The sequence below is a fragment of the Candidatus Planktophila sp. genome, from assembly GCF_036734405.1.
Lineage (GTDB): Bacteria > Actinomycetota > Actinomycetes > Nanopelagicales > Nanopelagicaceae > Planktophila.
Genome location: NZ_DAIMYR010000005.1, coordinates 75,761 through 89,471 on the forward strand (window position 1 = coordinate 75,761; position 13,711 = coordinate 89,471).

Genomic DNA, 13,711 nt, shown 5'->3' on the forward strand with positions numbered 1-13,711 from the left:
CTCCAATTTTTTAACTAACGATTGGTTCTCTCATTAAATTCTCTGTAAAGAAGTTGCGGCCCGGAGAAACCTCCGAGCCGCAACCCATATCTTTTCCTGGTTTAACTACCGGAAATTAGATTCCGTTAGCTGTGCAGAGCTCTTCGATTCCTTCGCAAACTGCTTCGCGAGTCTGGAATCCATCAGCAATAACGTCCTTGACGTTTGCCTTTGTGATACCAGTTGGAACCAATAGAACTGAAGGAACATCAATTGAACCGTTGTTTACTGATCCAGTTGCTGTTGTTGCTTCTTCACCATTTAGAAGCGCGATTGCAAGTGCTGCTGCAGCTTCTGCTTCAGCCTTGATCGCCTTGTAAACAGTGTTTGATAGGTCGCCTGTCAAGATTGCGCGCAATCCATCAACAGTTGCATCCTGACCAGATACACAGACCTTGCCGTTTAGCTTGTTCTTCTTTAGAACTGCTACAGCTGCAAGTCCAAGACCTTCGTTAGCTGAAACAACTGCATCAAGCTTTCCGCCAGCCTTTGTTAGCTGCTGTTCGAAAATTACGCCACCCTTTGCGTTATCCCAGTCTGGGACAGCTTGGTCATCAACAAGTGTGTAGTTCTTTGAATCAATCAAAGGACGAAGAATTGAATCGTAACCAGCCTTGAATAGTGTTGCGTTGTTGTCAGTTGGTGAACCGTTCAAGTAAACGATACGTGCATTTGTCTTTCCTGCTGCATCAAGACATGCCTTGATACCTTCACCCTGTAGACGACCAACTGCTTCGTTATCGAATGAAACGTAGTATGAAGCTGAACCATTAAGTGTTAGACGGTCGTAGTCGATTGTCTTTACACCCTGTGCTGCAGCCTTGTCCTGAACAGCCTTAGCTGAATCTGAATCTAGGTTTACAAGGATTAGAACTTTTGCACCAGCTGTAAGCATCTGGTCTGCAATTGTTGCGAATTGTTCCTTGTCACCGTTTGCGTTTTGAATATCAACCTTAACTCCGGCTGCATCAAATGCCGCTTGTAGGAATCCGCGGTCAGCAGTTTCCCAACGGTTTGATGACGCTGCATCAGGAAGAATTACACCGACGAAACCATCGCCAGCTGAATCTGATGAGCTTGAGCAACCTGTTAGTACGAGTGCGAATACAGCAACAAGTGCTGTAAGCGCGTAACGAAGCTTCTTCATATATCGAACCTTTCAAAGGTGTCTTACCCCTGGCCGAACGATTTCGACCAGATGTGGAGGGCAATAACGTGTGTAAAAAGTAGTCCGAAAGCCGCGAAAGGTCACTAGGTTTTCCCAGAAATCTCACCCCTTTACCTAACGATTCGGTAACGCCCTTGCGGGGCCGCGATAACCTTGCGCAATGCCCACTCAGGTAGAACAACTAGAGACCGCGCTTATGGCTGCAATCGGCCGTGCGCTGGAATCGGGCTCGCTCAAGGGCGCAGCACCTGAGTCGATCAAGCTAGAACGCCCGAAGGATCGCACCCATGGCGACTATGCATCTTCTATTGCACTGCAGCTAGCAAAGCCTGCAGGGATGAATCCCCGCGAAGTCGCGCAGATAATTGCAGACCAATTAAATGGTGTTGATGGGATTTCCAAGGTTGATATTGCAGGTCCCGGATTTATCAACATCACTTTGAACCGTGCAAGCCAAGCCGCACTGGTGGAAACGATTCTGAAAGCAACCAAGGATTTTGGAAAAGGTAATGCGCTCGCTGGCGTAAAGATCAACCTTGAATTTATCAGCGCTAACCCGACTGGACCTTTGCACCTTGGTCATACTCGTTGGGCAGCAGTGGGTGATGCACTCGGTCGCGTATTAACTGCAGCAGGTGCGCAAGTGACTCGTGAGTTTTATATTAATGATCGCGGGAATCAGATGGATTACTTTGGCCAATCTGTCGAAGCGGTTGCGTTAGGCAATCCAGTTCCTGAAAATGGTTATCAAGGCGAATACATAAAAGATTTAGCAGCCGATGTAGTTGCTCAGAATGCAGCAATTAAAGATCTTCCTGCCGATGAACGCTTTGTTGCATTTAGAGAAGCCGCGTATCAATTGCAGTTAAAGGATCAGCAACGAGTTTTAGATACCTTTAACACCCACTTTGATGTGTGGTTCTCCGAGCGTTCCTTGCATGAACAAGGCGCAGTTGAACATGGCATGGAAAAACTGCGCAAACAAGGGCATGTCTTTGAAGTAGATGGCGCGGTCTGGCTGCGAACAACTGATTTTGGCGATGATAAAGATCGTGTCATGACAAAGAGCGATGGTTCTCTAACTTATTTCTCTTCAGATACCGCCTATTACATCAATAAACGTGAACGTGGTTTTGATATTTGTATCTATATGTTGGGCGCCGATCACCACGGGTACATTGGTCGTTTAAAGGCAACTGCAGCATGTGCTGGAGATGATCCTGAATACAACATTCATGTTTTGATCGGACAGCTTGTAAAGATTATGGAAGGCGGCGAAGAGGTCAAGCTTTCAAAGCGCGCTGGAACAATCATTACGCTGGAAGAGCTAGTTAAAAAAGTTGGCGTTGATGCTGCGCGTTACACCTTGATTCGCTACCCCGTCGACACACCAATGGTGATGGACCTAGATATTCTGAAGCGAAACACTAATGAGAACCCGGTGTATTACGTTCAATATGCGCACGCACGTATTGCTGCGGTGTTACGTAACGCTCAAGAACTAGGTGCGACGTTAGATCTGAAAGTTTTTGATCCAGCTCAACTTTCTCACGACCGCGAAAATGAATTGTTGGGTGCATTAGCCGAATTCCCACGCGTTGTAGCCAGTGCCGCTGAATTCCGCGAACCACACAGAATTGCACGTTACCTAGAAGAGTTAGCGGGCACGTATCACGGCTTTTATAACGACTGTCGCGTTTTGCCGATGGGGGATGAACAATTAACTGCGCTGCATACCGCGCGTCTATTACTGTGTACTGCAACAAAGCAGGTCATCAGCAACGGTCTTGATCTATTGGGTGTTAGCGCACCGGAGAGGATGTAACCCATGTGGTCTTCATCCGTTCAAACCGGAACAGAAATTTCTATTGCAGGAATGACGGCAAAGAATTTGGCTAAAGATTTTGGCACACCAACTTTTTTTGTCGATGAAGCTGATTTTTATTCACGTGCGACAGAATGGAATGCCGCCCTTAAAGAATCCTTTGGGGATAACGCGGGCACGGTGTATTACGCAGCTAAAGCCTTTATTTGCACCGAAGTAGCCCGCTGGATTAAAGATATTGGGATCGGTATTGATGTTTGCACCGGCGGTGAACTAAGTGTCGCCCTTGCTGGTGGAATTGATCCAGCAAAAATTGAATTGCATGGAAACAATAAGTCGGTAGCAGAGATTGAAAAAGCGGTTGCAAGCGGTGTCGGAACAATTGTTCTTGATTCGCTGTATGAAATCGAAAGAGTGGCTACTGCTGCGGCAAAGGCCAATAAAGTCCAGCGCGTTCTTTTGCGTTTGACTCCTGGAATTGAAGCCCACACCCACCAGTCAATTGCGACCGCACATGAAGATGTGAAGTTTGGCTTTTCAATCGCTAGCGGTTCTGCATGGGATGCAATCGCTGCGGTGCGATCACATGCATCACTTGAACTTCGCGGATTTCACGCACATATTGGTTCCCAGATTTTTGGTTACGAATCCTTTGAACTTTCAGCAGAGCGCTTAATTGGTCTGCTTGCAAAGTATCGTGATGAGTACAAGAGTGAGCTGCCAGAACTAGATCTAGGCGGTGGCTACGGCATCGCATACCTGCCAGGTGATGCCACAGTGATTCCAGCAGATGCGATGATAGCTTTGTCTGCCGCAGTAACAAAGAATTGCCAACTACATTCCTTAAAGGTTCCAACTATTTCCATCGAACCAGGACGTGCAATTGTTGGCCCAACCATGTTTACCTTGTATGAAGTTGGCACAGTTAAAGATGTAACTCTAGAAAACGGCACGCATCGTCGTTATGTATCAGTCGATGGCGGCATGAGTGACAATATTCGCCCTTCTTTATACGGCGCCGTGTACACAACTGTTCTGGCTAATCGCACCAGCAGTGCAAAAAACGTTTCTAGCCGACTTGTTGGAAAGCATTGTGAAACCGGAGACATTGTTATTCGCGAAATCGATTTGCCCGATGACATTGTTCCTGGGGATTTATTAGCTGTGCCGGCAACAGGTGCATATGGACGCAGCATGGCGAGCAACTACAACCATGTTCCTCGTCCACCTGTTGTTGCAGTAAAAGATGGAAAAGCTCGTGTAATTGTGCGCCGAGAGACCGAAGATGATCTTCGGATGCTCGATATTTAACGCCGATCAAAGCATCTGTGAAAGAATGGCCCCATGAACTCGGGCTCAAAACAACTCTCTATTGGCATGCTCGGCTGCGGTGTTGTTGGCAGCCAGGTTGCTCGCCTGCTCCAAGATGATGAGCAAGAGTTATCAGAGCGCTCAGGCGCGGTTCTTAAACTATCTAAAGTTGGAGTACGTACTGCTGGTGCACGTGAAGGTGTAGATCCAGCGCTCATCACAACAGATCTTCAATCAATTGTTTCTGATCCAAGTATCAATATTGTTATTGAAGTAATGGGTGGAATCGAGCCCGCTAGAACTTTAATTCTGGAAGCGATTAAAAATGGCAAGTCAGTAATCACTGCCAATAAAGCCTTGCTTGCTACACATGGTCACGAACTCTTTAATGCCGCTGATGCTGCCAAAGTTGATTTGTATTATGAAGCAGCTGTTGCAGGTGCAATTCCAATTATTCGTTCAATGCGCGAATCATTAGCGGGGGATCAAATTACCCGTGTGATGGGAATTGTTAATGGAACTACTAACTACATTCTTACCAAGATGCATGAAGAAGGCCGCGCCTTTGATGAAGTTCTAAAGGAAGCACAAGCCCTTGGCTACGCTGAAGCTGATCCAACTGCAGATATTGAAGGCCATGATGCTGCAGCAAAGGCAGCCTTGCTTGCCAGCCTGGCTTTCCACAGCACAGTAGTCATCGATGAAGTTTATTGCGAAGGTATTTCAAAGATTTCAGCTGATGATGTTGCAGCTGCTAAGTCAATGAACAGTGTTATCAAGTTACTTGCGATCGCTGAGTTAACCGTTAAAGATGAAATTTCTGTTCGTGTTCACCCAGTTATCTTGCCTTTGTCACACCCATTGGCATCAGTGCGTAATGCATTTAACGCCGTCTATGTTGAATCTGAAGCTGCTGGTCAGTTGATGTTCTACGGACGTGGCGCAGGTGGCGCTCCAACAGCATCAGCAATCTTGGGCGATTTGGTTGCAGTTGCCCGCCATGCTGCTTATTCAACTGTTGGTTATGGCGAATCAGATTACGCAGACTTAGATATTGCACCTATTGGCGCAGTTAAATCACAGTTCTTCGTGCGCTTACATGTTGCTGATAAATCAGGTGTTTTGGCATCAATTGCGCAAACTTTTGCCAGCGAAAACGTTTCTATTCAAACAGTTCGCCAAGCTGGACTAGGTGCAGATGCCGAATTAGTAGTTGTTACACACGCAGCATCTGAAGATGCTTTAGATGCCTGTATTGAAAAGTTACGAAAGATGGACATTGTCAGCAAAGTTGAAAGCGTTATTCGCGTTGAAGGAGCACAGAGCTAATGGGTTTGTTTGGTAAGAAAAATAGCGGTGCTCATCAGTGGCGCGGAGTTATTGAGGAATACCGTCACCGTCTTCCGGTAAGTGCCAAGACACCGATTGTTTCTTTGCGCGAAGGTGGCACACCACTTATTTATGCATGCAATCTTTCAGAACTTCTTGGCAACAATGTGTGGATCAAGTACGAAGGCCTTAATCCAACCGGTTCCTTTAAAGACCGTGGCATGACAATGGCGATTTCAAAAGCTGCCGAAGATGGCGCCAAGGCTGTTATCTGTGCATCAACCGGAAATACTTCAGCATCAGCGGCTGCCTATGCGGTCAAAGCAGGAATGCGTCCAGCGGTTCTGATTCCTAAAGGCAAAATCGCCATGGGAAAGCTTGCACAGGCAGTTATTCACGATTCAACAATTTTGCAAGTAAATGGAAACTTTGATGATTGCTTAACTCTTGCTAAAGAACTTTCAGAAAATTATCCAGTTGCACTAGTTAACTCGGTTAACCCATTTCGTATTGAAGGCCAGAAGACTGCAAGTTTTGAAGTTGTAGATATGTTGGGCGATGCACCAGATATTCATGCACTTCCAGTTGGAAATGCTGGAAACATCACTGCATATTGGAAGGGTTACAAGGAGTACAACAAGGATGGGCTTACAACAAAGCTACCGATGATGTACGGCTTCCAAGCTGCAGGTGCTGCTCCTATTGTTAAGGGCAAAGTTGTGAAGAACCCAGAAACAATCGCAACTGCAATTCGCATTGGAAATCCAGCGTCCTGGCAGCAAGCTGTAGAAGCTCGCGATATGTCAGGTGGAGTTATTGATTCAGTAACTGACCGCGAAATCTTGTCTGCATACCGTTTAATTGCGGCTAAGGAAGGAATTTTCGTCGAGCCTTCATCTGCTGCTGGTCTTGCTGGCCTGATCAAGTACAAGAAGGCGGGCAAGTTACCTAGGGACAAGACAATTGTTATTACTGTTACAGGGCATGGTCTAAAGGACATTCCTTACGCACTAGATGCAGCAAAGAAGCCAGTTGTTGTTCCAGTCAACGCAAAAATCGCAGCTAAAGCCTTGGGACTTGCTTAAAATGAAACCAACATTCAAGGCACAACCAATGCAGGTGCAAGTTCCTGCCACTAGTGCCAATTTGGGACCAGGTTTTGATTGTCTTGGTTTAGCGTTAAACCTGCATGATCGTTACATGGCGCAAGTTATGGATGAACCAGGTGTTGATATTGATGTCACCGGAGAAGGTGCAGATTCAGTTCCAACAACTGATAAGAATTTAATCATTAAGGCAATGTACAAAGGTTTTGATTTCTTAGGTGGACGTCCCCGCGGAATTGCGTTGCGTCAATTAAATGTCATTCCTCATGGTCGTGGCCTTGGTTCATCTGCTGCAGCAATTGTTGGTGGGTTAGCTCTTGCTCGCGCCTTGGTTCTTGGTGGTAACGAACGCATGTCACATGAAGATATGTTGAATATCGCCAATCAAATGGAAGGCCATCCTGACAATGTGTCGGCTGCAATTAACGGCAGTGCCAATATCGCGTGGCAAGAAAGCCAACGTGGAAATGTAATTGCGCAATCACTACGCATCGATGTAGATCCACGTATTGGTGCGCTTGCTTTTGTTCCAGCAACTGAGTTGTCTACGTCAAAGGCTCGCAAGATGTTGCCAGAATCAATTCCACATCAGGATGCGGTTCGAAACTCAATTAACACAGCGGTTTTGGTGCAAGCACTGCAGAGTCGTCCAGATCTTCTATTGAGCGCTACTGAAGATTATTTGCATCAGAGTTACCGCAGCGATGCCATGCCACAAAGCTATGCCTTGATGACAAAGCTGCGTAAGGCTGGGGTTGCAGCCTTTATTTCGGGTGCGGGTCCAACTGTTCTAGTTCTTCACACAGGTGGCGATGCTGAAGCTGCCGAATTAGAACGGGCCGCAGGGGATAAGTTCCAGATGATTCCATTGGGGATTTCACGCACAGGTGTTGCGGTCGTTACCGCGTAATTCTGCTCATTTTGCGATTTCCTGCTCAATCCTGCTAACCTTCACTCATCTGAACGGCTCATCTAGCAGCCAGTAACTCATCAGATATTTTCAAAAAAACAAAAATCCCAGGCTCTTTCGGGTTTATAGCCCAGAGCCAATAGCGAAAAGATATACATGACAACAGAAATTGAACCAGTTCGTTCAAACAGTCCAGAGCTTGCTGCAATGACCCTTCCAAAGTTGAAGACGGTAGCTACACAACTAGGTGTTGATGGCGCAGCAAAGATGAAGAAGGACGCACTAGTGGAGGCAATCGCTGATTTACAGGCGAAGAACCGCGAAGCTGCAAAGGCTGAACGCGAAGCACGTCGCGAAGCGCGTAACAACCGCAAGAAGGAATCAAAGCCTTCGAATAACACACAAGATTCAGATGATGACGGCGATGATGATTCAGCGCCGCAGTCAAACAATGATCGTGGCGGCAATGATCGCAACGACCGTGGTGGTCGCTTTGATCGCAACGACCGTGGCCGTGGACGTGACCGCAATCGCGATCGCAACCGTGACCGCGCACCACGTGAAGAGCGTGAGCCAGTAATTGGCGAAGATGATGTTCTAGTTCCAGTTGGTGGCTTACTCGATATTCTAGAAAGCTACGCATTTATCCGCACAGGTGGATACCTGCCCGGACCTAACGATGTTTATGTTTCATTGCAGCAGGTTCGCAAGAACGGTCTGCGCAAGGGTGATGTTGTAACTGGCCAGGTTCGCCAACCTCGCGAAGGTGAAACCAAGCAAAAATTCAACGCTTTGATCACCCTTGAAACCGTTAACGGAATGACTCCTGAAGAGGCACGTAACCGTGTTGAGTTCGGAAAGTTAACTCCGCTTTACCCTCAGGAGCGTTTGCGCCTAGAGACTGAGCCAAATGTTCTTACAACTCGTGTTATCGATTTGATTGCACCAATTGGTAAGGGTCAGCGTGGTCTTATTGTTTCGCCTCCAAAGGCCGGTAAGACAATGGTTCTTCAATCAATTGCTAACGCGATCACAACAAACAATCCAGAGTGTCACTTGATGGTTGTTCTAGTTGATGAGCGTCCAGAAGAAGTTACAGATATGCAGCGATCAGTTAAGGGTGAAGTTATTGCTTCAACATTCGATCGCCCAGCTGATGATCACACAACAATTGCTGAACTTGCTATCGAGCGCGCAAAGCGTCTTGTTGAACTAGGTCACGATGTTGTTGTTCTGCTTGACTCAATTACTCGTCTTGGTCGTGCATACAACATCGCAGCACCTGCATCAGGCCGCATCCTTTCTGGTGGTGTGGATTCAGCTGCGTTGTATCCACCAAAGAAGTTCTTCGGAGCAGCTCGTAACATTGAAGATGGTGGATCACTAACGATTCTTGCAACCGCATTGGTTGATACAGGTTCTCGTATGGATGAAGTTATCTTCGAAGAGTTCAAGGGAACTGGAAACATGGAATTAATCCTTGACCGCCGTATGGCTGACAAGCGAATTTTCCCTGCAGTTAATGTTGTTGCTTCAGGTACACGTAAGGAAGAAATCCTTATGGGTTCAGAAGAGCTCAACATTGTGTGGAAGCTACGTCGTGTATTGCACGCACTAGAGCCACAAGCTGCCCTGGAACTGCTGCTTGAGAAGATGAAGGGCACTAAGTCCAACGTCGAGTTCTTGATGCAGATCCAGAAGACAACTGCGGGACCGGATGACTCAAAGTAAGCGTAAATTTCTCAATTGTGGGCTTATCGCCTACCCTTGAGCTCTGTTAATCGTCCGTTTGGTTCACTTGGAGACAAGACCCAAACATTAAAGAAGGAATAACCATGAAGCCAGATATCCACCCAGAGTACAAAGACACCCAAGTAACTTGTGGTTGCGGCGAGAAGTTTGTAACTCGTTCAACAGTTGCTAGCGGATCTATCTACGTTGAAGTTTGTTCTGTATGCCACCCGTTCTACACAGGTAAGCAGCGCATCCTTGATACTGGTGGTCGCGTGGCTAAGTTCGAAGAGCGCTTCGGTAAGAAGAACTAGCTTTCTAAAGGAACCGCATCGCAGCCCTGGTCGGGTTGCGGTCGCGGTTTTTTTATTTCCCATTCTCAATCTAAATTGACCAGAATCGAAATAGAAAGGAGCAGTCGATGAGCAATGATCGCTTTGCATCAGCACATGAAATGGTGCGCGAGTACGCCGAACTAGAAGAAAAGATGGCTGATCCTTCTATTCACGAGGATCAAGCAAATGCTCGCAAACTTGGACGACGGTACGCCCAACTTGGTCCCGTCGTTTCCGGATTCAAAGCCTGGAAGTCATCAGAGGATGATTTATTGGCTGCAGCAGAATTAGCAGCGGTTGATCCTGAATTTGCTGCAGAGATTCCAGCGCTTGAAGCTGCACGCGATGCGGCAGCTGAAAAGCTAGAAGAGTTGTTGTTGCCACGTGATCCCAATGATGATCGTGATGTTATTTTGGAAGTTAAAGCAGGTGCTGGTGGAGATGAGTCGGCGCTATTTGCAGGCGATCTATTGCGCATGTACATGCGTTATGCAGAAAAGCACAATTGGAAAGTTGAAATTATTGATGCCACCGAAAGTGAAATGGGTGGATACAAAGATATTTCGGTCGCAGTTAAGTCAAAGGGAACTGCAGCACCTGGAGAATCACCGTATGCACGTTTGAAATTCGAAGGCGGAGTGCACCGTGTACAGCGCGTTCCGGAAACTGAAAGCCAGGGGCGTATTCACACATCTGCCGCTGGAGTTTTAATCCTGCCTGAAGCCGAAGAAGTAGATGTCGAGTTAAATATGAATGATGTACGTGTAGATGTCTACCGCTCATCAGGTCCTGGCGGGCAGTCCGTTAATACAACTGACTCTGCTGTGCGTTTAACCCACGTGCCAACCGGCATCGTTGTTTCTTGTCAGAACGAAAAGAGCCAGCTACAAAACAAGGAATCTGCGCTGCGTATTTTGCGCGCACGTTTGTTGGCTGATGCTCAAGAAAAGGCGGAAGCGATTGCATCTGCAGAGCGTAAGAGCCAGGTTCGAACAGTTGATCGTTCGGAGCGAATCCGTACCTACAACTTTCCAGAAAACCGCATCAGTGATCACCGCGTTAATTACAAGGCGAATAACTTGGATGCAGTCCTTAATGGCGATTTGGATGACATGATCCAAACTTTGCTAGATGCAGATAAAGCAGCACGTTTGGCCAACGCTAACTAACATGATCATCAAAGAGATTCTGCGCGATGCTAAATCGCAGTTAGCCGAATCTGGTATTTCTGAAGTTGATGCAGAACACCTGCTTGCACATGTTCTAGGACTATCTCGCATGGATCTTCATAACCCTGTAATGACTGAATCAACTTTGCTCGGTATCGAAGACAAAGGTGTTTTAGAAGAACAGTTTCATGATTTGTTGGATCGTCGCCTTAACTTTGAACCCTTGCAGTACTTAACTGGAACAGCTGGATTTAGATACTTAAACATTGAAGTTGGCCCAGGAGTCTTGGTGCCACGTCCAGAATCTGAACTATTGGTCGAAGCTGTGTTACAACACATCGAAAACTTGCCAGCACCAGTAAGTGTTATCGATCTAGGTGCAGGTTCTGGTGCATTGTCATTAGCAATTGCAACAGAAGCACCAACAACCCGAGTAATTGCAGTAGAAAAAAGTCCAGAAGCACTGGTCTGGCTTAAGAAAAACGTCTCAGTAATCGCTGAAAATGTGCGAGTTGTCGAAGGCGATGTGTCAGATGTGCTGCCAGGTATTAAGTGCGATGTAGTAATTGCAAACCCGCCTTATGTTCCAGATTCACAAGAGTTGCCGAGAGATGTTGCAGGCTTTGAGCCTCACATTGCACTATTTGGTGGCCCCACTGGAATGGAAATTCCGCAACAATTTATTACCGCTGCGGCACGGCTGCTAAAGCCTGGGGGAGTTTTAGTTATTGAACACACAGAAGATCAGGGTTTAGCAATTGCAGCCGCGCTGTCAGTAGATTTTTCAGAGGTTGCCCTGCATGATGACCTAGTAGGCAGACCACGTTGGACGAGTGCGGTGAGGAGTTAGCTATGGCAAAAGATATTGATCTTAAGAAAGGCGAACTTTCTCGTCACGTCAACAAAGCCGCAAAAGCTATCGCTGATGGTTTCATTATCGTTATTCCTATGGAACACAGCTATGCCTATGTGTGCGATGCTTTCAATCAAGATGCGGTTCGCGCGATGCATGTACTGCGCGGAGACCCATTGTTTACCGCAGCTCAAGTAATTGTTGGAAGCGTGAAAACTACTGATGGAATCATTCGCGAAGTAACCCCTGAAATTAAAGCTTTAATGAAAAAGTTTTGGCCAGGAATGTTGTCCTTAAATTTGCGTCCACAACTTGGACTTAGCTGGGATCTTGGTGACAACAATCAACTAGACCGCGTCAGTGTTCGAATTCCAAAAGCTAAATTTGCCAAAGCTTTAGTGACAAAGACTGGTCCACTTGCTGTTGCAAGTGCAGCACGTAAGTCAATGGCAGCACCAAAATCATTGGGTGATGTGTGGGTTCTTGAATCAGATGTCGCGCTGAAGTTTGATAATGGCAATCTTCGCAAGGGCCCAATTTCTACCGTCATTGAGGCCGATGAAACCGGTGTGCGCTACCTGCGCGAGGGGGCAATCTCACTTGCAGAGATTCAAGCCATCGTTCCCGGAGCAACAGGAATTTAACCCGCTTGCCCGATAGGGTTTAGCCATGTCCGAAACCTTCTATGGCCCAGATTTTAACCTTTTAACCTCGCAGGATCCTGAAATCGCCGCGGTTCTTTTATCTGAACTCAAGCGTCAACAGACCAACTTGCAGTTAATCGCATCTGAAAATTTCACATCACGTGCAGTTCTAGCCGCATTGGGTTCGACGTTATCTAACAAGTATGCCGAAGGTTATCCAGGCAAGCGCTACTACGGCGGGTGCGAAGAAGTTGATAAGGCTGAATACCTAGCAATCGATCGCGCAAAATCTTTGTTTGGCGCAGAGCATGCAAATGTTCAGCCACATTCTGGTGCATCGGCAAATGTCGCGGTGTATCAAGCATTTACTAAGCCAGGTGACACCGTACTTGCAATGGACTTGGCACATGGTGGTCACTTAACTCATGGATCGCCAGTTAACTTTTCAGGTAAGTGGTTCAACATTGAATCCTACGGAGTTCGCCAAGACAACGAACTTATTGATTACGACCAATTGCGTGATCAAGCCATTCGCACCAAGCCAAAGATGATTTGTTCGGGAGCAACGGCCTATCCATCACTGGTTGATTTTGCAAAGATTCGCGAGATTTGCGATGAAGTTGGCGCAATCATGTGGGTAGATGCGGCGCACTTTATTGGTTTGGTTGCCGGTAAGGCGATCCCGTCTCCAGTTCCTTATGCAGATGTTGTTTCATTTACAACACACAAAGTTTTGCGCGGTCCACGTGGTGGAATGATTTTGGCTAAAGCACAACATGCTGCAGCAATTGATAAGGCGGTTTTCCCTGGAATGCAGGGCGGACCGATTATGTCTGCAGTTGCAGGCAAGGCGATTGCATTGGCAGAGTGCGCGACACCTGCGTATCAAAAGTACGCCAAGGATGTAATTATCAACGCAAAAGCTTTAGCTGCAGCGCTTGAAGCAGAAGGTATGCGCGCAGTATCTGGCGGCACTGAAACACACTTAGCGTTGATGGATATTCGTAGTACCGGCATTAACGGCAAGGTGGCAGATGAGCGTTGCGGAGCTGCCGGAATTGTTATGAATAAGAATTCGATTCCTTACGATCCAGAAAAGCCAGGAATCACAAGCGGTATTCGTGTGGGTTCACCTGCAACTACAACGCAGGGAATGGGTGTTGAAGAGATGAAGCAAATCGCTTCCTTGATTTCACGGGCAATCAAAACTGATGATGCAGCTGCACATGCTGGGATCAAAACTGAAGTCCATGCACTAACCGCCCGTTTTCCAATTTACCAGGCGTAATTT

At 46.9% G+C, this 13,711-nt stretch carries 12 protein-coding genes; 11 read left to right on the forward strand and 1 reads right to left on the reverse strand.

Annotated elements, in window-relative coordinates:
* Window positions 1-115: 115 nt before the first annotated feature.
* Entirely contained in the window at window positions 116-1,186 is a 1,071-nt protein-coding gene (locus AC9UC2_RS06740; RefSeq protein WP_509526732.1) for a sugar ABC transporter substrate-binding protein, read from the reverse strand.
* A gap of 181 nt (window positions 1,187-1,367) precedes the next feature.
* On the opposite strand from AC9UC2_RS06740, the gene argS reads away from it, so the two are divergent.
* The 11 genes from argS (at window position 1,368) to glyA (ending at window position 13,708) form a co-directional block, all read left to right on the forward strand.
* The gene (gene argS / locus AC9UC2_RS06745; RefSeq protein ID WP_509526734.1) at window positions 1,368-3,032 is read left to right on the forward strand and encodes an arginine--tRNA ligase; all 1,665 of its coding nucleotides are present in this window, start codon (window positions 1,368-1,370) and stop codon (window positions 3,030-3,032) included.
* Between the two features lie 3 nt (window positions 3,033-3,035).
* Window positions 3,036-4,343, forward strand: a complete 1,308-nt coding sequence (gene lysA / locus AC9UC2_RS06750; RefSeq protein WP_509526736.1) for a diaminopimelate decarboxylase — start codon at window positions 3,036-3,038, stop codon at window positions 4,341-4,343.
* Window positions 4,344-4,376: 33 nt separating this feature from the next.
* Window positions 4,377-5,672: a homoserine dehydrogenase gene (locus tag AC9UC2_RS06755; protein WP_509526738.1), complete on the forward strand. Its 1,296-nt coding sequence runs from the start codon at window positions 4,377-4,379 to the stop codon at window positions 5,670-5,672.
* On the forward strand, window positions 5,672-6,757 hold the full coding sequence (gene thrC, locus AC9UC2_RS06760; protein WP_509526740.1) for a threonine synthase: 1,086 nt from the start codon (window positions 5,672-5,674) through the stop codon (window positions 6,755-6,757). The genes AC9UC2_RS06755 and thrC overlap by 1 nt, the downstream gene beginning before the upstream one ends.
* Window position 6,758: 1 nt before the next feature.
* Window positions 6,759-7,688, forward strand: a complete 930-nt coding sequence (gene thrB, locus AC9UC2_RS06765; RefSeq protein ID WP_509526742.1) for a homoserine kinase — start codon at window positions 6,759-6,761, stop codon at window positions 7,686-7,688.
* Between the two features lie 156 nt (window positions 7,689-7,844).
* Window positions 7,845-9,419 carry a transcription termination factor Rho gene (gene rho, locus AC9UC2_RS06770; protein ID WP_509526744.1) on the forward strand — a complete coding sequence of 525 codons (1,575 nt, stop codon included), beginning with the start codon at window positions 7,845-7,847 and terminating at the stop codon, window positions 9,417-9,419.
* A gap of 104 nt (window positions 9,420-9,523) precedes the next feature.
* Window positions 9,524-9,733: a 50S ribosomal protein L31 gene (rpmE, locus tag AC9UC2_RS06775; RefSeq protein ID WP_509526746.1), complete on the forward strand. Its 210-nt coding sequence runs from the start codon at window positions 9,524-9,526 to the stop codon at window positions 9,731-9,733.
* A 107-nt stretch (window positions 9,734-9,840) separates the two neighbouring features.
* Window positions 9,841-10,923 (forward strand): peptide chain release factor 1, encoded by a 1,083-nt coding sequence (gene prfA / locus AC9UC2_RS06780; RefSeq protein WP_509526748.1) that lies wholly within the window; start codon window positions 9,841-9,843, stop codon window positions 10,921-10,923.
* A complete protein-coding gene (gene prmC / locus AC9UC2_RS06785; RefSeq protein WP_509526750.1) occupies window positions 10,886-11,773 on the forward strand; it encodes a peptide chain release factor N(5)-glutamine methyltransferase in 888 nt (295 codons plus the stop codon). Before prfA ends, prmC begins: the two co-directional genes overlap by 38 nt.
* 2 nt (window positions 11,774-11,775) lie before the next feature.
* Complete coding sequence (locus AC9UC2_RS06790) at window positions 11,776-12,420, forward strand: L-threonylcarbamoyladenylate synthase (RefSeq protein WP_509526752.1); 645 nt, start codon at window positions 11,776-11,778, stop codon at window positions 12,418-12,420.
* Between the two features lie 25 nt (window positions 12,421-12,445).
* The gene (gene glyA / locus AC9UC2_RS06795; protein ID WP_509526754.1) at window positions 12,446-13,708 is read left to right on the forward strand and encodes a serine hydroxymethyltransferase; all 1,263 of its coding nucleotides are present in this window, start codon (window positions 12,446-12,448) and stop codon (window positions 13,706-13,708) included.
* The last annotated feature ends 3 nt before the right edge of the window (window positions 13,709-13,711 follow it).

What these genes read in the sequence shown, in the direction of transcription:
- AC9UC2_RS06740 (WP_509526732.1), bottom strand. Translation starts at nt 1,186, where the DNA reads ATGAAGAAGCTTCGTTACGCGCTTACAGCACTTGTTGCTGTATTCGCA.
- argS (WP_509526734.1), top strand. Translation starts at nt 1,368, where the DNA reads ATGCCCACTCAGGTAGAACAACTAGAGACCGCGCTTATGGCTGCAATC.
- lysA (WP_509526736.1), top strand. Translation starts at nt 3,036, where the DNA reads ATGTGGTCTTCATCCGTTCAAACCGGAACAGAAATTTCTATTGCAGGA.
- AC9UC2_RS06755 (WP_509526738.1), top strand. Translation starts at nt 4,377, where the DNA reads ATGAACTCGGGCTCAAAACAACTCTCTATTGGCATGCTCGGCTGCGGT.
- thrC (WP_509526740.1), top strand. Translation starts at nt 5,672, where the DNA reads ATGGGTTTGTTTGGTAAGAAAAATAGCGGTGCTCATCAGTGGCGCGGA.
- thrB (WP_509526742.1), top strand. Translation starts at nt 6,759, where the DNA reads ATGAAACCAACATTCAAGGCACAACCAATGCAGGTGCAAGTTCCTGCC.
- rho (WP_509526744.1), top strand. Translation starts at nt 7,845, where the DNA reads ATGACAACAGAAATTGAACCAGTTCGTTCAAACAGTCCAGAGCTTGCT.
- rpmE (WP_509526746.1), top strand. Translation starts at nt 9,524, where the DNA reads ATGAAGCCAGATATCCACCCAGAGTACAAAGACACCCAAGTAACTTGT.
- prfA (WP_509526748.1), top strand. Translation starts at nt 9,841, where the DNA reads ATGAGCAATGATCGCTTTGCATCAGCACATGAAATGGTGCGCGAGTAC.
- prmC (WP_509526750.1), top strand. Translation starts at nt 10,886, where the DNA reads ATGCAGATAAAGCAGCACGTTTGGCCAACGCTAACTAACATGATCATC.
- AC9UC2_RS06790 (WP_509526752.1), top strand. Translation starts at nt 11,776, where the DNA reads ATGGCAAAAGATATTGATCTTAAGAAAGGCGAACTTTCTCGTCACGTC.
- glyA (WP_509526754.1), top strand. Translation starts at nt 12,446, where the DNA reads ATGTCCGAAACCTTCTATGGCCCAGATTTTAACCTTTTAACCTCGCAG.